Annotated in this window: 16 protein-coding genes; 6 read left to right on the forward strand and 10 right to left on the reverse strand. The window is 60.4% G+C overall.

Features of this window, described 5'->3' with window-relative positions:
- Positions 1 to 69: 69 nt before the first annotated feature.
- On the forward strand, positions 70 to 2,025 hold the full coding sequence (locus SBA_RS09490; protein ID WP_261934222.1) for a flavin-containing monooxygenase: 1,956 nt from the start codon (positions 70 to 72) through the stop codon (positions 2,023 to 2,025).
- A gap of 297 nt (positions 2,026 to 2,322) precedes the next feature.
- Here the strand turns inward: SBA_RS09490 and SBA_RS09495 are convergent, their stop codons facing one another.
- From SBA_RS09495 to SBA_RS09530, 8 genes are all read right to left on the reverse strand, one after another.
- A complete protein-coding gene (locus tag SBA_RS09495; protein ID WP_261934223.1) occupies positions 2,323 to 2,640 on the reverse strand; it encodes a hypothetical protein in 318 nt (105 codons plus the stop codon).
- Between the two features lie 182 nt (positions 2,641 to 2,822).
- Positions 2,823 to 3,770 carry an alpha/beta hydrolase gene (locus SBA_RS09500; protein WP_261934224.1) on the reverse strand — a complete coding sequence of 316 codons (948 nt, stop codon included), beginning with the start codon at positions 3,768 to 3,770 and terminating at the stop codon, positions 2,823 to 2,825.
- Positions 3,771 to 3,810: 40 nt separating this feature from the next.
- Complete coding sequence (locus SBA_RS09505) at positions 3,811 to 4,779, reverse strand: aldo/keto reductase (RefSeq protein ID WP_261934225.1); 969 nt, start codon at positions 4,777 to 4,779, stop codon at positions 3,811 to 3,813.
- A gap of 150 nt (positions 4,780 to 4,929) precedes the next feature.
- On the reverse strand, positions 4,930 to 5,868 hold the full coding sequence (locus SBA_RS09510; protein ID WP_315975764.1) for an AEC family transporter: 939 nt from the start codon (positions 5,866 to 5,868) through the stop codon (positions 4,930 to 4,932).
- 74 nt (positions 5,869 to 5,942) lie between these two features.
- Positions 5,943 to 6,704 (reverse strand): SDR family NAD(P)-dependent oxidoreductase, encoded by a 762-nt coding sequence (locus SBA_RS09515; RefSeq protein WP_261934226.1) that lies wholly within the window; start codon positions 6,702 to 6,704, stop codon positions 5,943 to 5,945.
- A gap of 11 nt (positions 6,705 to 6,715) precedes the next feature.
- A complete protein-coding gene (locus SBA_RS09520) occupies positions 6,716 to 7,615 on the reverse strand; it encodes an NAD(P)-dependent oxidoreductase (protein ID WP_261934227.1) in 900 nt (299 codons plus the stop codon).
- A 27-nt stretch (positions 7,616 to 7,642) separates the two neighbouring features.
- Positions 7,643 to 8,842, reverse strand: a complete 1,200-nt coding sequence (locus SBA_RS09525; RefSeq protein WP_390902325.1) for a CaiB/BaiF CoA transferase family protein — start codon at positions 8,840 to 8,842, stop codon at positions 7,643 to 7,645.
- 44 nt (positions 8,843 to 8,886) lie between these two features.
- On the reverse strand, positions 8,887 to 9,687 hold the full coding sequence (locus SBA_RS09530) for a crotonase/enoyl-CoA hydratase family protein (protein WP_261934229.1): 801 nt from the start codon (positions 9,685 to 9,687) through the stop codon (positions 8,887 to 8,889).
- A gap of 107 nt (positions 9,688 to 9,794) precedes the next feature.
- Between SBA_RS09530 and SBA_RS09535 the strand changes: the two genes are divergently transcribed.
- The 5 genes from SBA_RS09535 to SBA_RS09555 all read left to right on the forward strand — a co-directional run bounded on the left by SBA_RS09535 (position 9,795) and on the right by SBA_RS09555 (position 15,454).
- Positions 9,795 to 10,679: a LysR family transcriptional regulator gene (locus tag SBA_RS09535; RefSeq protein ID WP_261934230.1), complete on the forward strand. Its 885-nt coding sequence runs from the start codon at positions 9,795 to 9,797 to the stop codon at positions 10,677 to 10,679.
- Between the two features lie 71 nt (positions 10,680 to 10,750).
- On the forward strand, positions 10,751 to 11,905 hold the full coding sequence (locus SBA_RS09540) for an acyl-CoA dehydrogenase family protein (RefSeq protein WP_261934231.1): 1,155 nt from the start codon (positions 10,751 to 10,753) through the stop codon (positions 11,903 to 11,905).
- Between the two features lie 16 nt (positions 11,906 to 11,921).
- Positions 11,922 to 12,806, forward strand: a complete 885-nt coding sequence (locus SBA_RS09545) for an acyl-CoA dehydrogenase family protein (RefSeq protein ID WP_261934232.1) — start codon at positions 11,922 to 11,924, stop codon at positions 12,804 to 12,806.
- A gap of 19 nt (positions 12,807 to 12,825) precedes the next feature.
- Complete coding sequence (locus SBA_RS09550) at positions 12,826 to 14,256, forward strand: NAD-dependent succinate-semialdehyde dehydrogenase (protein WP_261934233.1); 1,431 nt, start codon at positions 12,826 to 12,828, stop codon at positions 14,254 to 14,256.
- Between the two features lie 118 nt (positions 14,257 to 14,374).
- Positions 14,375 to 15,454, forward strand: a complete 1,080-nt coding sequence (locus tag SBA_RS09555; protein WP_261934234.1) for a hypothetical protein — start codon at positions 14,375 to 14,377, stop codon at positions 15,452 to 15,454.
- Between the two features lie 73 nt (positions 15,455 to 15,527).
- Here the strand turns inward: SBA_RS09555 and SBA_RS09560 are convergent, their stop codons facing one another.
- On the reverse strand, positions 15,528 to 16,247 hold the full coding sequence (locus tag SBA_RS09560; protein ID WP_261934235.1) for an HAD family hydrolase: 720 nt from the start codon (positions 16,245 to 16,247) through the stop codon (positions 15,528 to 15,530).
- A 97-nt stretch (positions 16,248 to 16,344) separates the two neighbouring features.
- Positions 16,345 to 17,667, reverse strand: coding sequence for an NAD(P)/FAD-dependent oxidoreductase (locus SBA_RS09565; RefSeq protein WP_261934236.1), 1,323 nt, complete (start codon positions 17,665 to 17,667; stop codon positions 16,345 to 16,347).
- Positions 17,668 to 17,707: the final 40 nt, after the last annotated feature.

Raw genomic sequence — 17,707 nt, forward strand, 5'->3', positions numbered from 1 at the left:
GCCAGAGCCAGGTGAGAGTATTCTGGTCGCCAAATTTCAACCAGAATGAGAAAAGCCAGGAGTCTGGAAATGGCAATCGACTATGCACAGGCCACGACCGAGCGCGCGTCGGCCAATTTGAAGACCCGCAGCTTACCCATGGACGACACGCCGGGATTGCGCGCGGCGCTCAAACAGGGCGAGCCGCATACGCTGCTGATGACCTATGTGCATCTGAGCAGCGATGAAGCGATGCTCGACAGGTTCGCACCGCATTTCAAATCGCCCTACGCCTATCCGCCCGAAGCGCTGCCAGCTGATCTGCTGGGCGAACTGCGCGAAAAGCTGCACCATCTCCTGATCACACCCGGCGCAGCACGGGATGGCAGCCCTTCCGATGCGCTGATGCGTCGCATGATGGCCGCCGGTCTGGCCGAAGATGTCGAACCGGAATTTTTGCCCCTGCTTTTCGATCAGATCGGTTTTCGTCATGAAACGCCGCGCCGCGATAACCCCCGCCGCAGACCTGCCAATCCCGACTTCAAGGTGTTGGTGATCGGCGCCGGCATGACGGGTATGGCGGCTGGCATCAAGCTGGAAGAAGCAGGCTATGAATGGGTCATTATAGAGAAGAATGCGGAGGTCGGTGGCACCTGGTGGGAAAATCGCTATCCTGGCGTCGGCGTCGATACGCCCAGCCACTTCTATTCCTTCTCGTTCGCGCTGAACCCGGAGTGGCATAATTATCATCCACAAGGCAACGACATGTTCGCTTACCTCAAAATGGTGGCCGACGATCATGATCTGCGCCGGCGGATCTGCTTCAACACCATGGTCGAAAAGCTGGTCTGGGACGAAGAGGATGCTGTCTGGCACGTCACCGTGCGCACAGCCGACGGGAGCGAGGAGATCATCCGCGCCAATGCCGTCATCAATGGCCATGGCCCGGTCAACCGCCTGAAATGGCCGAACATACCCGGTCTCGATAGTTTTCAGGGCATCCGCCAGCACACCGCGACCTGGGACAGTTCAACCGATCTTAAGGGCAAGCGTGTCGGGATCATAGGCACTGGTGCCAGCGCTGCACAGTTTATTCCTGCTGTCGCTGATGACGTGGGTGAACTCCATGTGTTCCAGCGCAGCCGCCATTGGGTCATGCCTACGCCAGCGGGCGAAGATGTGGTCAGCGACGGCGTCAAATTCGCCATGCGGCATATTCCCCATTATCTCGAATGGTATCGCTTCCGCATTTACTGGTATGCGGCCGACGGCCTCTACCCCAATGTGTTGCTCGATCCCGAATGGCCCAAGGATTCCCCGTCGGTTTCCGCCGTCAACGAAGCGATGCGCCAGTTCGCTATCGGCCATATCGAACGCAGCTTCCCCGATCGGCCCGATCTTCGAGAGAAGCTGACGCCCGACTTCCCGGTTTTTTCAAAGCGCATCATTCTGGATCGCGGCAATTATTTCCCGACCTATATGAAGCCTCATGTGCATCTGGAGCAGGAAGGGATCGCCCGCATTACGCCGAAGGGCATCGTGCTGAAGGACGGTCGCGAGATCGAGTTGGACGTGCTGGTGTGCGCCACCGGATTTGACGTCGCCAACATGATGGGCAAGTTGGAGATCGTCGGGGTCGACGGCAAGCGCCTTCGCGACGAATGGGGTATGGAGGATCCGCGCGCCTATTTCGGCATGTTGATCCCCGGCTTCCCTAATTATTTCCATACCGTAGGCCCCAACAGTGCGCCTAATCACGCCGCGGGGCAGAACCTGATTTCCGAATGTCAGGTCCATTACGCCATCGAGTGCCTCGACTGGCTCAATGCGCGAGACAAGAAGGCGTTGCAACCGACCGTTGCTGCCTTTGATGCGTGGCAGGACAAGGTGCAGACCAAGATGGTCAACATGATCTGGAGCCATCCACGCGCGTTCAGCTATTATAACAACAGCCAAAAGCGCAATTTCCTGTCCTGGCCATGGCGTCTCGTCGATTTTTGGAACGAGTGCCGCGGACCGCGTCATGCCGATTTCGAACTACTGTGAAGCTCCCCGGTCATCGGTACAGGCGAGGATAGAGGGCAGTCGAGGCTTACCCTTCCTATCTCCGGGATTTCCTCTATGCGCTTATGACAGGCGACAGACGATCAAAGCCATGCCGACCCGCCCGGTACGCTGCATGAACAATTGGTTCATTTCAGCCACCTCATGCAGACGCGCCTGAATGAAGACCGGCCCACGCGACTGGCGCGCGTGATATTTCGCGAATCCGTCAGCTTTCCGCAACTCAGAGGCACAGCGCGTGCGCAATTCCGATGTCGTCGCTATGGTCGAGCATATGCTTCAGATCGGCAACTGCTGGATCGCCTTGTCTTTCGTGGTGATCTGCCAGCCGGCGGGATCGGCCTGCATCGTCGAGTGGATGGCGAGGCCCTCGGGACGGAGCAGGGCGGAGGGGCCGCACGCTTCAGCCGTGTGGTACATCATCTCGTTTTCGACCACGACCGCGCGATTCCACATCGGCGCTTTGATCTGTCTGGGCCCAGCCTTCAATCGATAAGGCCAATAGGCGAAGCCTCCTCCGACCTTGCCCTTATAGTACCAGGCGATGACCTGTGCCTTTCTGGCTCGCCAATGTTCGATCAGGCCCGACTTCACCATGACATTCATCAGTCTACGGGCGAGGTCTGAAAGCTGACACTGCGGAAGCGTGTCGCGTCGACATGGGGTGATCCGCCGCCGGCACACGGCCCTTGAATGTTGAACAGCATGTTTTCGGCGCCTTGCACGGCGCGCCGTTCCAACAGAACAGGCGTGAAATCGATTCCCATCGTCGTATCGGGTCAAGCATTCCGACGGGACGCGGCAAACTGCATCTTCGCAAATGCGCAGGCATCGGCCATCGCGGCCTGCGCGCCGGGCAGGAAGCCCACCCATGACACGAAGCCGTGGACCATGCCGGGATAGCGCTGCATCTCGACTTTGACCCCCGCCTGCTCCAGCACTGGTCCATAGGCTTCGACGGCATCACGGATGGGATCGCATTCGGCGCTGGCGATGAAGGTTGGCGGCAGACCTTCATGGCTGGACGCCTTCATCGGGCTGGCGCGAAAATCCTGATAATCGGCGTCGTCCGTGATGAACATGTCCCAGAAGAAATGAGCATCATCGAGGCGCAGCACCGGGCCATCGGCAAATTCGATCGCCGATCCTTCCGCCGGGATCGGGTGGATCCCCGGCCCGTACCAGTTGAGAATAGCCGATAGTTTCGGTGCGCCCGCTTTCTTCGCGAGCAGGCCGCAGGCGCTGGCGATTACGCCGCCCGCGCTGTCACCTGCTACCGCCATCAACGCGGCATCGCCTGCAAGCTTGGTGGCGTTGGCCGCTGTCCACTGCACCGCAGCCCAACTATCCTCGAAGGCGGCTGGGAATTTATGCTCTGGTGCGAGGCGATACCCGACCGAGACGACGACGCTTTCGGCGCCAGCCGACAGGCCACGTGCAATCATGTCCTGAGTGTCGAGATCGCCGACGACAAAACCGCCGCCGTGAAAATAGACGATCAAAGGGAAGGGGCCAGCGCCCTCCGGCGTATATATGCGCACCGGAATTTCGCCGGCCGGGCCAGGGATCGTGCGATCGTCGACCGACGCGAGAGTCACGGCCGGCGGTGGCAGTTGCACTGAACTGGATCGGACCGCGTCGCGGAGCGCGTCGATCGGAAAATTGCGTACGGGCGGCCATTCGGGCTGTCCGGCGAACATGGCTTCCAACTGGTGGTCGAGCGGCATCCGCTTCTCCTGTCGTTTTAGCGTGTCAGGCTTTTGCCTCTCACCCTGCCTGCAGTTCGGCCAGGTCGGTGGCATCCAGGCTGATGGCGGCGGCCCTTACACTGTCCTTGATCCGCGCTGGGGTGGACGCGCCGAAGATCGGTATCACCTGCTGGGGCTGGTTCATCAGATAGGCGAGTGCGATTTCCGAAACGGTGACGCCATGACGTTCGGCGATCATTTTGGCCGCGTCAAAGCGGTTCGCGTTGGCCGGATTGTCGTAAAAAGCCTTAAGGGAGTCGGGGACCGCGTCTTCGCTCTGTTCCAACATGCCGAAATAGCCGCGACTCTGCGAGCAATAGGGAATGATGGCCAGACCGGCATCCTTGAGCGCACCGCCATGATCTTCGAAATATAGCTGATAGCCTTGCTGCAGGGCATTGGCCTCATGCGGTTTGGCCAGGCCCCAGAACGGCTCGACGGCAATGAAGCTGGCCTTGTCATTGGCCTTGGCATAGCTGTTGGCCTCCAGCACGCGGGTGTCGGTCCAATTGGATGCACCGAACCAGCGGATCTTGCCGGTCGCCTTGGCCTCGTCCAGGAAATCCACCAGTTCACTGACGGGCGTTTCGACATTGTCCATGTGCAGCCAGTAGAGATCGATCGTGTCGACACCCAGATGATCCAGGCTTTCGTCGAGATCGTTGGCCAGGTCCGTGGGATTGACCCGATTGCGATAATCGCCCGCCCGCATGTCGAAGAATCCGCCCTTGGTTGCGATGACGAAATCCTCGCGTTTCTTGCCTTTTAGCCAGGCGCCTATGGCTCTTTCGCTGGCGCCTTTGGGTGCATCGTGCATCCAGTCGCCATAGGCGCGCGCGCTGTCGATGAAATTGCCGCCCAGATCGGCGAACTCGTCCAGGATAGCGTTGGAGCGATCCTGATCTATCTGCCAGCCCAGCATGTTGGTGCCGTAGCAAAGGCGACTGACCGACAGGTCGGTGTGGTTGATCGTCACTTTCGAAAGCATGGCTATCTCCTGATCGGTGTGTCGATCTGGCGATCGCATCACAACGCATTATGATTTGCTGATTTTCTACGCATGGAATTGTAAAAATGGAATATCAATGTTGTAAATTGTCGATGCAATCATAAATTCTCTACGAAAATTGATGGTGGTTCAGATGCGCAGGCCCCAGATGATGCCGATCAGCGACAGGGACGCAAATATGGTCGTCAGCGTTACCGCCCAGGCGCTCAATTCCATTGCCCAGCCTCCTGCCTTGCCGGCCAGCACGAAGCTGGACGCGCCGCTCGGCATCGCCGCCATCAGGATCGCAATCTTGGCCCAAAGTGGCGGCATCGGCGGCAGAATCAGGACGAAGCCCGCCGTAATCAGCGGATGAACCGCCAGCTTCAGCATCACGGAGCGTCCGATCGGCCCGGGCGAAGCCTTTTCCCGGGGGAGGGCGATGAAGATGCCGATGGCCGTCAGCGCACAGGGCGCGGTCGCCTGCGCAAGCGTCTGCAGCAAAATGTCGAGCGGCCCACCGATGGGCAGTCCCAATAAACACCAGCCTACCCCCAAGGTAGAAAGCAGGATCAACGGATTGCGCAGCACCGACCGGCCCGCCAGCTTCAGTCGCGCGGAAACGCCAGGGCCAGTATGCGTGGTCACCTCGCTCACGACCACGCCCACAGTGAAGATAACGGCGGAATAGAGCAGCATCGATACAGTGACGGGAGCCATCGTCGCCTGGCCGAACGTCAGCACCGCAATTGGCAGGCCTACAAAGCCGGTATTGCTGAAGCTGGCGCATAGACCGGCAATATTGGCTTCGCTTCCATTGTGCCCGAGCGCTTTTTCGATGCCGAACCCGATCGCATAGGTGGTGAGCGCCCCGCCTATGACTGCTGCCATCATCGAAGGCTCCGCAAGATCCGCAGGCGCCATGTGCGCGATGGAACGGAAGGTCAGTGCCGGCAGCGTCACCGAAATGACGAAGCGGTTCAGCACCTCGAACGCATGATCGCCCAGCAGATGGGTGCGGCCACAGCCATAACCTAACAGGACCAGCCCGAAGACGGGCACCAGCGCTCCCAATATGATCATCGCCATGGCAGATGCGTTACCCGAACAAAAGAAGATGCGGCTGATAAAAGGTCCGCCGAATCCGCGGCGATGCTGGCCTGCTAGGAGAACATCGCCCCGCCATTGACGTTGATCACCTGCCCGTTGATCCAGCGCCCGTCATCCGACAGCAGCATCGCCGCGACCGCGGCTTGGTCTTCCGACCGACCCAGTCGGAAGCTTCGGCCGCTATCGAGGAAATGGTCGATCACCGCTTGAGGCACTTGGCCGCCCGCCTGCATCTCCTGCGTCATGGTAAAGCCGGGGGCGACGACGTTGGCCGTGATCCCCTCCCGGCCCCAGCGCGAGGCGACGTGGCGCATCAGCGCCTCCAGTCCTCCTTTGGACATGGCGTAGCACGGCCGCTCCGGCTCCCCCCCGCGTGCGGAGCCGGAACTGGTATAGACGATCGCGCCAGCCTGACTGGCAAGCAGGTGCGGCAGCACCGCGCGCGTGCAGAGAAGGTGCCCGCGCAGGTTTACCGCGATGGTGCGATCGAACACGGCCAGATCGACATCGAGCGCATTGCTGTCCTGAAAGATGACTCGCAGGTCTGCGGCATTGATATGGACGCCGTCCAATCCGCCTAGTTCCTCGACGGCTCTCGCCACCGCGATGCCGACCGATGCCTCATCGGCAATATCGACCGGCACCGCGAAGCTGTCGCCGCCGACTTGCCCCGCGAGGCGCTCGGCGCCTTCCAGATTGATATCGGCGGCGCACACATGTGCGCCTTCCTCGACCAGTCGCTGGACCGTAGCGGCGCCGATGCCAGTGGCCGAGCCAATGACGATGACACGTTTGCCTTTCAGACGTTTCGTCATATCGCCCTCCTTCAATCCATTCTGGGCGTTTCGACGCCCGCATTGTCGCAGGCATAGTTCAGCAACGCCGAATAATCCTGCGACGCATAATGTTTGGCCCGCGCCCCTCCGAACACGGCATGTGCCGCCGCACCCATGGGCAGGCCCACCCGGTTCTGCGCCGCAGCGTTCATCGCCAATGTCAGATCCTTGAAGGCGAGATCGATGGTAAAGCCCGGTTCGACATCTCCCTTCAGCGCTTTGTTCACCATCAATATATGGAACTGGCCATTGCGTGCTGTGGTGCCACCGGTCACGTCGTGCATGGTCTGTATGTCGAGTCCGAGCTTCGTGCCCAGCGCGATCGATTCCGCCACGATCTGCGCTGTCGACAGGAGCATGAAATTGTTGATCAGTTTCATGCGGCTGCCCATGCCCGGCGCGCCACAGCGATAGATATCGGTGCCCATTGCCTTGAGTGCTGGTTCGACCCTCGCAAAATCCGCGTCGCTTGCGCCCACCATGAACAACGATTCGCCGCGCTGGGCGTGAAGCGCAAGTCGTCCGATCGGCGCGTCCACAAAACCGACCCCCCTCGCTGCGCAGGCTGCCGCCACCCTGTCCGTACCATTGGCGTCGATTGTGGACATGTCCATCAGCAGCGCGCCATCGTCGATATGCGCCAGCACGCCGTCATCACCGAGCACCACCGCCTCGACATGGGGCGTCGCGGGCAGCACTGTGATGACGATGTCTTGCCCTTTGGTCGCTTCGGCGATGTTGACCGCTCTTGCTGCACCCAGAAGCGCGACTTCGTCCATCTTCGCCGGATCAAGGTCGAAGACGGTAACAGCAAAGCCCTTGCGTTGCAGGTTGGAAGACATGGGCAGACCCATGGCGCCCAAGCCGATGAAGCCGATCCTGGTGGTCATGATGCATCCTCTCTAACGCTTGAAATTTCAACGCAGCCGTTCGGCGATGACGTCCGCCTCCATGAGCGCTGTAAGCTCCGCTCCGTCGATATTTAATAGCGTCATCAGAACCTCTCGCGTGTCTTCCCCGGAACGCGGCGGCGCATGGCGATAGTCTGCGGGCGTCTTCGACAATTTGCCGGGATAGCCCAGAATCTTGACCGGCGTGCCGTCGGACCGTGTCATGTCCCGGACAAGGCCGCGAGCCGCGATCTGTGGATCGGCCAGTATATGCGGAATGTCATTGACGCGCCCGCCTGGCAGCTTGGCCGCTTCCATCGCCGCGATCAGATCATCGGACTTCCATCGGGCGATGGCGGGCTGCATCTCATCCTGCAAAGCCTGGCGATGGGGCGAACGCCCGCCATTGACCGCAAAGCGCGGATCGTCCGGGAGATCGGGACGTCCGATCAGCTTGCAAAAGTCGCGGAATTGCCGATCATTGCCCAGCGCCACCAATATGTCCCCGTCTGCGCAGGCGAAGTCCTGATAGGGTACGGTATTGGGGTGCTCGTTGCCCAATCGCCGCGGCAGCATCCCGCCATTGAGGTAATTGCTGGCCTGGTTGGCAAGAAGGGCCACCTGCGTATCGAGCAGCGCCATGTCGATCCGCTGCCCTTCGCCAGTCCGATCGCGATGCGCCAGCGCCGCCAATATGGAAGTGGCCGCATATAGCCCGGTCACCAGGTCGCTGATCGGAATCCCGACCTTCAGCGGTCCGCCACCCGGTTGGTCGTCCGGGCGACCGGTAACCGACATGAGGCCGCTCATGCCCTGGATCAAAAAGTCGTAGCCACCTCGGTCCTTGTAAGGACCGTCCTGGCCGAAGCCGGTGATCGAACAATAGATGAGCCTTGGATTGATTTGCGAAAGGGAAGCGTGGTCGAGACCATATTTGACGAGGCCGCCGACCCTGAAATTCTCTACCACGATGTCGCAGTCGATGGCGATCTTGCGGATCATTTCCGCCCCGCGCGGATCGGCCAGGTTGATGGCCACGGATTTCTTGTTCCGGTTCGCGCACAGATAATAGGCGGCGTCACGAGACCCATCTTCCACAAAGGGCGGTCCCCAGCGACGAGTATCGTCGCCTTGCCCAGGCTGTTCGATCTTGATCACTTCGGCGCCCAGATCGCCCAGTATCTGCGTACACCATGGCCCGGCCAGAACACGCGAAAGATCCAACACGCGAAGGCCCGCCAGCGGACCAGACGGGGTTTTTGCGGCGTCGCTCACTTGTCCCTGAACTCCGCCCTGCGCTTGCCGAGGAAAGCAGCAACGGCTTCATGATGATCCTCGCTATGATGGGCGAGCGCCTGATAGGCCGCCGCCATTTCCAGCAGCGTGGAGAGCTTCATGTCCGCGCCTTCGCGCATCAGACGCTTCGCCATGCGAGTGGCGTGACCGGGATTGGCTGCGATCTTGCCGGCCAATGCGCGTGCGCGCGTTGCCAGGGCGTCGTCCGGCACCACCTCTGCCACCAGCCCATAGTTCAGCGCGGTCCCGGCATCGATGGCATCGCCGGTCAGCGTCATCAGGCTGGCGCGCTGCGGACCGATCAGCCGGGGGAGCAGCCAGCCACCGCCGCCGCCCGGAATGATGCCCAGCTTCACATAGCTTTCCGCGACGACTGCGCTTTCGGCCATGATGCGAATATCGCACATGCAGGCGATATCGAGACCAAGGCCAATCGCCGGACCGTTAATCGCTGCGATGACCGGCACTTCCAGTTCACTGACGGCAGGACCTATCATCTGCACGCTCGTGCGGTAGCTGTTGCGGATATCGTAAGGGCTGCCGCCGAACATCCCCACCTGGTCGGCCATATGTTTCACGTTGCCGCCTGCGCAAAATGCCTCGCCGGCACCCGTCAGCACGATAGCGCGGACGGATGTGTCACGCGTCATTTGGCGACAGAAATCAACGATCTCCTCGCTATGCTCGATATGCGAAATGGCATTGCGTTCTTCGGGGCGGTTCAAGGTCGCGGTAACGACAGCGCCGTCACGTTCTACCACAAGGAAGGGGGGCATGCTCTTCTCCACGGCTCTAATCAATCGTAACCGTGCCAAAAGGTTAGGCGTTCCGGTTTCACCAAGCTAATATTGATTTCCATTTTTTCGATACTCGGGAGCTATCGATGGAGTTGCGCCAGCTGCGCTATTTCGTGACCCTGGCCGACACGCGCAATTTTCATCGCGCGGCCGACAGACTCAATATGTCACAGCCGCCATTGACCGTTGCGATCCGCAAGCTGGAGGAAGAGTTGGGGACGACGCTCTTCGATCGCGGATCGCGAGGGGTGACGTTGACGGCGGCGGGGCGCGCTGCGCTGGACATTGCACGCCTGACGCTTGCGCAGGCCGACCGCTTTCGCGAGGTGGTTCGAGAGGGGGCTATGGGCGAGCGGGGCCAATTGCGCGTCGGCTTTGTCGGTTCCGCGACGTTCGAACTGTTACCCCACATCATTCCCGAATATCGCCGTCTCTACCCGCTGGTGGAACTGGTGCTGGAGGAAGCGGCCAGCACCGACATTGCACGCAGACTGTCGGCGGGCGAACTGGATGTGGGACTGGTCCGACTGCCTCTGATGGAAATCGCCCAAGTCGATGCTCAGTCCGTCGACAAGGATGAAATGCATGCTGCCCTTCCGCAAAGTCATATGCTCGCCAATACCGGCAGCGTTGCGCTAAGTCGGTTGGCGGACGAACCCTTCATTCTGCAAAGTCGGATCAGCGTGCTCCATTCCATCACGATCAAGGCTTGCCATGAAGCAGGGTTTGTCCCTCGCGTCGCACAGGAGGCGGCGCAATTGAGCGCGGTGCTGGCATTGGTGCGATCGGGACTCGGGGTCGCCCTGGTGCCCTCACGCGCCGCCAGCGCAGTACCAAAAGATGTGCGGCTGGTGCGGCTGGCTCGTTGCGTGCCGATCGAGACCGGCGTCGCCCTGCCGCGAAACCGTGCGAGCCCACTAGCCCACAATTTCGCCGCGATCGCGGCCGATAGCTATTGGATATCAAAATAGGACAATATGATATTGGACAGTGCGAATGCGACAATGCGAATTATCGGTTCCCTTTCGCATTCGAGGCCAAGTTGTTCGACGCCCTGTCCCTGTCCGCATTGCCGCCTGAAGACGAGGCGCTCCGTCCCGCGCTACGCACGCTGATCGCAGGGGCAATCGCCGACCTCCCTCTGCATCGCCGCGCCCGATCCTGGCAGGGATTTGACGCGGCATTTAGCCGCAAATTGGGGCAAGCGGGTTATCTTGGCCTGTCCTTGCCGAAAGAATATGGCGGTATCGGGCGCGGTCCCTTCACGCGTTTTGTCGTGGTGGAGGAACTGTTGTCGGCTGGCGCCCCGGTAGCGGGACATTGGATAGCCGACCGCCAAAGCGGCCCGCTGATCCTGCACTATGGCACGGAAGAGCAGCGTCGCTTCTACCTGCCGCGTATTTCCAGAGGCGAGGCGCTGTTCTGCATCGGCATGAGCGAGCCGGGTTCCGGTTCGGATCTTGCCAGCGTTCGCAGCCGCGCTGATCTGCAGAAGGATGGAAGCTGGCTGCTCAACGGGCAGAAGATATGGACCACCAATGCGATGCACAGCGACTATATGATCGCGCTGGTTCGCACCTCTGGTACGAATGAAGACCGGCAGTCGGGTCTGTCGCAAGTGATCGTCGACTTGACGCTTCCGGGCATTACGATCCGCCCTATCGTCGATTTAACTGGCGACGCCCATTTTGCGGAGGTGTTTTTCGATGACGTTCGCCTCACCCCCGACGCGCTGATCGGAGAAGAGGGGCAGGGGTGGCGGCAAGTCACCGCCGAACTCGCCTTCGAACGGAGTGGCCCGGAACGCATCTATTCGTCGGTCGTCCTGATCGACGCCTGGGTGCGGCATCTCGACGCCGCAGGCCGGAAGGACAGCGCGACGCTACGCCTCGTCGGAACCTTGACCGCTCAACTCGCGGTGCTGCGGGAGATGTCGCTCGCCGTCACGGCCCGATTGGTCGAAGGCGAGAGTCCGGTAGTCGAAGCCTCGCTCATGAAGGATATTGGCACCGGCTTCGAGCAGGCGGTGCCGCAACTCATCGGCGACGATCTTGCTTCTAATCCCGACGAGCCGGTCGACGCTGAGCTTTACCGCACCCTTCTCTATGTCACACATATCGCACCCAGCTTCTCGTTGCGCGGCGGCACGCGCGAAATCCTGCGCGGTATCATCGCGCGCGGCCTTGGCCTTCGCTGAGGGAAAGAAGACCATCATGGACATGCAAGAACTGATCGCCCCCTTTGCCCGTATCATCGAGGATATCTGCACGCCATCGGCCATTCGCGCGGTCGAGGCCGGGGGCGATGCAGCGCCGATGTGGCAGGCTTTCGACGATTCTGGTTTCCTAGACGCGCTGGTGTCGGAGGATTTGGGCGGCGCGGGAGTGTCGCTGGCCGACGCCGCTCCGCTGATCGTACTGCTCGGCCATCACGCGGTGCCGCTGCCGGTGGGGGACACCTTGATCGCGCGCGCCCTGTTGACCGCTTCCGGGGCTCGCGCGCCTGCCGGCCCAATCGCGATCGCGACAGGCGCTGGCGCTACACCTTTCGCCGATGTCGCAGCGCATACCCTCTTGGGATCGCCGCAAGCGCCGATACTCGCCAGTGGGGATGATCCTGTCAACGGTGGCCAGGCGCTGCGACCGATCGGCGCGGTATTACGGGCGCTGCTGATATCAGGCGCGAGCGCACGGGTCATGGACATGACTGTGGCCTATGCCAATGCGCGCAATCAGTTCGGCAAGCCTATAGGCAAGCAGCAGGCGGTCCAGCAGCAACTCGCCATCCTCGCCGAGCAGGCGGTCGCAGCCCGCATTGCCGCCGCCATCGGCGTGCGCTCCGGGCTCCCGCCTCATCTGGCCGATGCGGCTATCGCCAAACATGGCGCCAGCGTCGCCGCGGCGCAGGTCGCCGCCATCGCTCATGCTGTCCATGGCGCCATCGGCATCAGCGAGGAATATGACCTGCACCTGCTGACCCGTCGTCTTCATGAATGGCGTCTGGCGGATGGTTCCGAAGGCTATTGGGCAGGATTGCTGGGGGAACGGCGCATGGCTGCAGCGGCTGTCTCGACCGCCGACTATATTCGCGCCGGCTGAGACAAGGAGAAGAAAAGCCATGGCGATTCCACGCCCGATATTCGATGGTCAGGAACGGATGGAAGGCTCCCTGGGCACGATGGAGCTGATGAACCCTGCGACGCGTGAAGTGATTGCGATCATTCCGAGATGCGGTGAGGCTGAAGCGCTGGAAGCGGCGCGCCTGTCGGTCGACGGTTTTAGAATCTGGTCGACCATGTCTGCTTTCGACCGATCGAAGATTATGCGTCGTGCCGCGGACCTGATGCGCGCCGATGCGGATGATGCCGCTGTGGACATAACCCGCGAACAGGGCAAGCCGTTGGCGCAGGCGCGCGGCGAATGGCTGGCCTCCGCCGACCTGCTCGACTGGTATGCCGAAGAGGGGCGCCGCGCCTATGGCCGTCTGATTCCGACCCGCGCATCCGATATGCGCTGGACCGTGTTTCGCCGGCCGGTCGGCCCGGTGGCGGCCTTCACGCCATGGAATTTTCCGGTCTGGACGCCGATGCAGAAGATCGCCCCGGCGCTGGCCGCTGGCTGTTCGGTGGTGCTCAAGCCTGCCGAAGAGACGCCTAGCGCCGGATGTCGCGTTGTACAGACTCTGCTCGCTGCTGGCTTGCCGCCCAGGGTGCTGACCATCCTCTGGGGTGATGCGCCCGCTATTTCCGCCGCGCTTTGCGCAGCGCCGGAAATTCAAAAAGTGACGCTCACCGGCTCGACCAGGGTCGGCCGGTTGCTGGCGAGCGCGGCGGGGCAGCATCTCAAAAAGGTGACGATGGAACTGGGCGGGCATAACCCGGTGATCATTGCGAGCGACGCAGACCTCGATACGGTCGTCGCGCTGTCAACTGAGTTTAAATTCCGCAATGCCGGACAGGTTTGCGTATCGCCAACGCGCTTTTTAATCGAACAACCCCTCTATGCCGATTTCGTCGCGGGGGTCAAAGAAGCGGCGGCGAAGTTGCGCGTCGGCAACGGGATGGACGCGGACACGCAGATGGGACCACTCGCCACTGCGGGCCAGCTTTCCAAGATCGAGGCTCTTGCAGCCGATGCGTTGCAGCGCGGCGCTAAGCTGGAGACCGGCGGCGCACGCATCGGCAATAGCGGCTATTTTTTCGAACCCACCATCCTCTCGGGCATGACACCCGACATGGAGGCCATGAACGAGGAGCCATTCGGACCGCTGATGCTGGTCATGCCGGTCGAAAGCATCGATGCCGCCCTGATCGAGGCCAACCGCCTGCCTTATGGTCTGGCTTCCTATGCGTTCACAAACAATCTGAGCACCGAGCAGAGAATCGTCGCCGGGATCGAGGCGGGCATGTTGGGGCTGAACCATTTCGCCATGGCGATGGCTGAAACACCCTTTGGCGGCGTGGGCGACAGCGGGATGGGGTCAGAAGGGGGCATGGAGGGGATGGAAGCTTATCTGCGCCCCTTCTTTGTGACGAGCAAAGCTGGCTGATGGCTCGCCACATATGCTGGGACCCCAACCACTCAGATTGCAAGAAAACTCGGGAAATTAATTGAACGATATCGTTCGATCAACTACGGGTACACGTCAATTCAGCAGGAGAGGTTTCATGCTCAGCGAGTCGCAAAGGCGGCATCTGTCCGATATTCTTCAGCCCGTGTCTCCGCCGCGCCAGCTCGACAATATCTTCACCGATGATCAGCGTCGTCGGATGCTCGATGTCGTGCATAGCGGTGAATGGAAGCTGATCATCGCGCAACATTTCGCCAATGCCGAAGAACTGATCGCCACGTTCGCCGGCGGCTTCCCGGACGGGTTCGAGCCGACCTTGGATATGTTCCTGACGCCGACCTTTCGTGGTTTCTTCGCCAACTATTCGGCAACACTCTATCCTGAGTTGCACGACGTTTTTTACAATGAAGCCTTTCTCGGTCACGCCAAATCCTATTGGAACGCCCAATATGCCAAGCCGCAGATGATGCTATTCAACATCAACGGGCCGTGTGGCAATAATGATCCCGGGCATATCGACTCCCCCAGTTTTCGAGGCATTCGTTACGAAAACTCGCCGACCTGGCTCTGTTCGATCATGGGTCGTTCAGGTCTTTTCCAGGATTATCTTATCAAGATGGCGCAGGTGATCACCTGGTTCAGCCATGACCCTGCGAGCGGTTTTACCTACTGGCCCAAGGGGCCTCTCAACAAGCCGGCTCGTTTGGCTTCACCCATCTATAATCGCGGCTTGGTCGTCCAGAACGAGATGATGGTCCATCGTGGCGAGGCCAATGGCTCGTTGGAGCGGCAGCGTCCCGCAGGCCTGGGCTTCGATAGCATCTTCACCGGAGAAATCGGCAATCGTGATGGCTGGCAGGTCAAGACGGGCGATCGGGTGATCGACGAATATCACACGGACGAACTGCGCTTTCTCGTGCATTGGTCGGCCGAGGTTTTCGATGATTTTGATGAGCTTAAGAAGAATATGGATGGATCAGACAATCTGACCTTCGACCGCGTGTTTGACACTTTGATCAAGGATGTTCGTGCGCGCGGGATCGACATTGCCACGCCGACCGACCCTCTGCATGATCCTTTGTTCATCAAGACGCTGAACGACGCTTATGATTATGGCGGCCCAGCTGAATATCCTCTGGAAGCGCCGCGGGGGGGCGTCTACGTAGCGGCGGCCTGATCCGTCTTTGATGATCGACGGCGCGCAAAAGAGCCGATCAAATATGATCGCGTCGGGATCATATTCGAGCGTCTCATGCGCCGGCGGTGCGTCGCAACCCGCTGGGCCGTTGCCGGACCTTCTTCTCCGCCATGGCTCTGGCTGCCACCGTGATCTTCTGGTTATCGCCTACAAGCCTTGGCCTTAAGATAGGAGTTACAGGCCAAGTAAGGCTGGGAGTGCGCCAATGTGTGGAATCTCCACATCGCGATAGAAATTGTTTGAAAGTTCGTGGCCGCGACCAACGAAAACTCGGCAGCGAAACTTCAGGAATGTCGCCGAAATGAAGGTCGTAGCGGAAGCTTGACGACACATGCATCATGTCTTCGGGTCCGCAACCCAGTTGGTCGAAGATATAGTCAAAGCCTATCATGCGCGGCTTTTGCGCCTGCGCCATCTGGGCAGTGTAGATGGCGTGAAAAGGCGCGCCAAGCAGACCGACATTGCGATCGATATGCTCGTCCATCGCGTTGGGCGGTATGACGAGCGGAATGTCGCCGGCGATCTTCGAAAGGCCCGCTGGTACGTCGTCATGGGGCCCCCATGTTGGAATGACCTCATAGGCGCTATCCGCATCCGCTTCGCGATATTCCCCGCCCCAGACCTTGAAGGTGGGCCGCAAGGATTCACGCAGCAGGTCGGAATAAGGCGTCCATGCACCCAAGACTTGGTCGAAACGACTATAGGACCAATCGATGCAAAACGCAGGAAGGTCCGAATGCGCCATGCGATCCGCCATGAATTTCGTAGCCATTTCAGACATGCGAAAGCGGGTCGGCGTGCCCTAGCAATCGAAACTGATAGATTTCGGTCGAAACATCGTCTTGGACACCTGTTCTTTGGTGGGCGGTTCACAGTGCACCGACTTCGATCTTGGAGCCGTCCGACCACCGGGACAGCCGATAAGGGTAGGGGTCGACACTGGGTTTGTCATTGACGATCAGTTCCGCCGCCAAAAATCCGATGCCCGGACCAACACCAAAACCATGCCCCGAGCAGCCGGCGGCGAGATAGTAGCCGCCAATGCCATCGACTGGAGAAATGACCGGCACTGCATCGGGCGTGGAATCGACATAGGCGCCCCAAGCCTCGTCGACTTCGATGTCCGCCAACGCCGGGAAGCTCGCACGGACATTGGCGAGGATCGCCGCGATGAATTTCGGATCGGGATCGGGGTCGAGCACCCGGATATCAGAAAAGCGGTTGTTTTTGCTCGACCACCAACTGGAAACGGATTCCGGCCCGACGAAGAAAGATTTGCCGACGCCAACCTGCACGGCACGCAGGCGCTTGATAAACATGGGCATGAATGGCTTTGCGTAGCGCAGGCTCTGGGGCGTAACTTCCAACGTCGCCTTGCCGCTGATCGTCATGGTATAGCTGCCGTCCAGCCTGCGGGTGAGCGCGCAGTCGGGAGTGTAGAGGACCTCGCCAACATTGGGCGCGGGCCGGGACCGAAGCGCGGTCTGGCGGACGCTGGCCTGCGGGAAACGCACGCCCATTGTGTGGCAAAATACCGACGCCCATGCGCCGGCGGCGCACAGCACGGCATTGGCGGCGATGAAGCCCTTTTCCGTATGAACGCCGCTCACCATTCCATTGGTGACGTCCAGGCCATGAGCAGCGCATTGTTGATGAATCGTCGCCCCCAGCGCACGCGCAGCTTCGGCCAAGACCGGGGCGGCCAGGGCGGGCTCGGCCTTGCCGTCGCGCGCGGCATGGATACCCCCACGCCATTTGCGCTTGGTTTCGGGGAATGTCTGCGCCGCTTCGCGCGCCGATAGCATGCGCGTTTCGACATCGAACAGCCGCGCGGTTTCCTGCCACTTTTCCCAGTCTGCCAGCTGCTTGTCATCGTCGCTGGCATAGAGAAGCCCGGTCCGGCGAAAGCCCAGATCCTGGCCGATCTCATCGGCAAGTCCATCCCAAAGCTTCATCGACAGAACCGACAGCGGCATTTCGCGCGCGTCCCGGTTCTGCTGCCTGCACCATCCCCAGTTGCGGCTGGATTGCTCGCACCCGACATAGCCCTTTTCCAGCAGGGCTACGGACAGGCCGCGTTTGGCAAGATAGTAAGCGGTTGCCGCGCCGACGATACCGCCGCCGATAATCACCACGTCCGCGGATCGGGGCAGGATTTCGTCGCTGGGAATTTTCTTGGCTCTGGGTGACATGATGACGTTTCAGCCTGTATTCTAAAATGAGGTTGTGGGG

The sequence above is a fragment of the Sphingomonas bisphenolicum genome (assembly GCF_024349785.1).
GTDB lineage: Bacteria > Pseudomonadota > Alphaproteobacteria > Sphingomonadales > Sphingomonadaceae > Sphingobium > Sphingobium bisphenolicum.

What these genes read in the sequence shown, in the direction of transcription:
- SBA_RS09560 (WP_261934235.1), bottom strand. Translation starts at nt 16,247, where the DNA reads ATGGCTACGAAATTCATGGCGGATCGCATGGCGCATTCGGACCTTCCT.
- SBA_RS09545 (WP_261934232.1), top strand. Translation starts at nt 11,922, where the DNA reads ATGGACATGCAAGAACTGATCGCCCCCTTTGCCCGTATCATCGAGGAT.
- SBA_RS09555 (WP_261934234.1), top strand. Translation starts at nt 14,375, where the DNA reads ATGCTCAGCGAGTCGCAAAGGCGGCATCTGTCCGATATTCTTCAGCCC.
- SBA_RS09505 (WP_261934225.1), bottom strand. Translation starts at nt 4,779, where the DNA reads ATGCTTTCGAAAGTGACGATCAACCACACCGACCTGTCGGTCAGTCGC.
- SBA_RS09495 (WP_261934223.1), bottom strand. Translation starts at nt 2,640, where the DNA reads ATGGTGAAGTCGGGCCTGATCGAACATTGGCGAGCCAGAAAGGCACAG.
- SBA_RS09500 (WP_261934224.1), bottom strand. Translation starts at nt 3,770, where the DNA reads ATGCCGCTCGACCACCAGTTGGAAGCCATGTTCGCCGGACAGCCCGAA.
- SBA_RS09530 (WP_261934229.1), bottom strand. Translation starts at nt 9,687, where the DNA reads ATGCCCCCCTTCCTTGTGGTAGAACGTGACGGCGCTGTCGTTACCGCG.
- SBA_RS09520 (WP_261934227.1), bottom strand. Translation starts at nt 7,615, where the DNA reads ATGACCACCAGGATCGGCTTCATCGGCTTGGGCGCCATGGGTCTGCCC.
- SBA_RS09510 (WP_315975764.1), bottom strand. Translation starts at nt 5,868, where the DNA reads ATGGCGATGATCATATTGGGAGCGCTGGTGCCCGTCTTCGGGCTGGTC.
- SBA_RS09490 (WP_261934222.1), top strand. Translation starts at nt 70, where the DNA reads ATGGCAATCGACTATGCACAGGCCACGACCGAGCGCGCGTCGGCCAAT.
- SBA_RS09565 (WP_261934236.1), bottom strand. Translation starts at nt 17,667, where the DNA reads ATGTCACCCAGAGCCAAGAAAATTCCCAGCGACGAAATCCTGCCCCGA.
- SBA_RS09535 (WP_261934230.1), top strand. Translation starts at nt 9,795, where the DNA reads ATGGAGTTGCGCCAGCTGCGCTATTTCGTGACCCTGGCCGACACGCGC.
- SBA_RS09515 (WP_261934226.1), bottom strand. Translation starts at nt 6,704, where the DNA reads ATGACGAAACGTCTGAAAGGCAAACGTGTCATCGTCATTGGCTCGGCC.
- SBA_RS09550 (WP_261934233.1), top strand. Translation starts at nt 12,826, where the DNA reads ATGGCGATTCCACGCCCGATATTCGATGGTCAGGAACGGATGGAAGGC.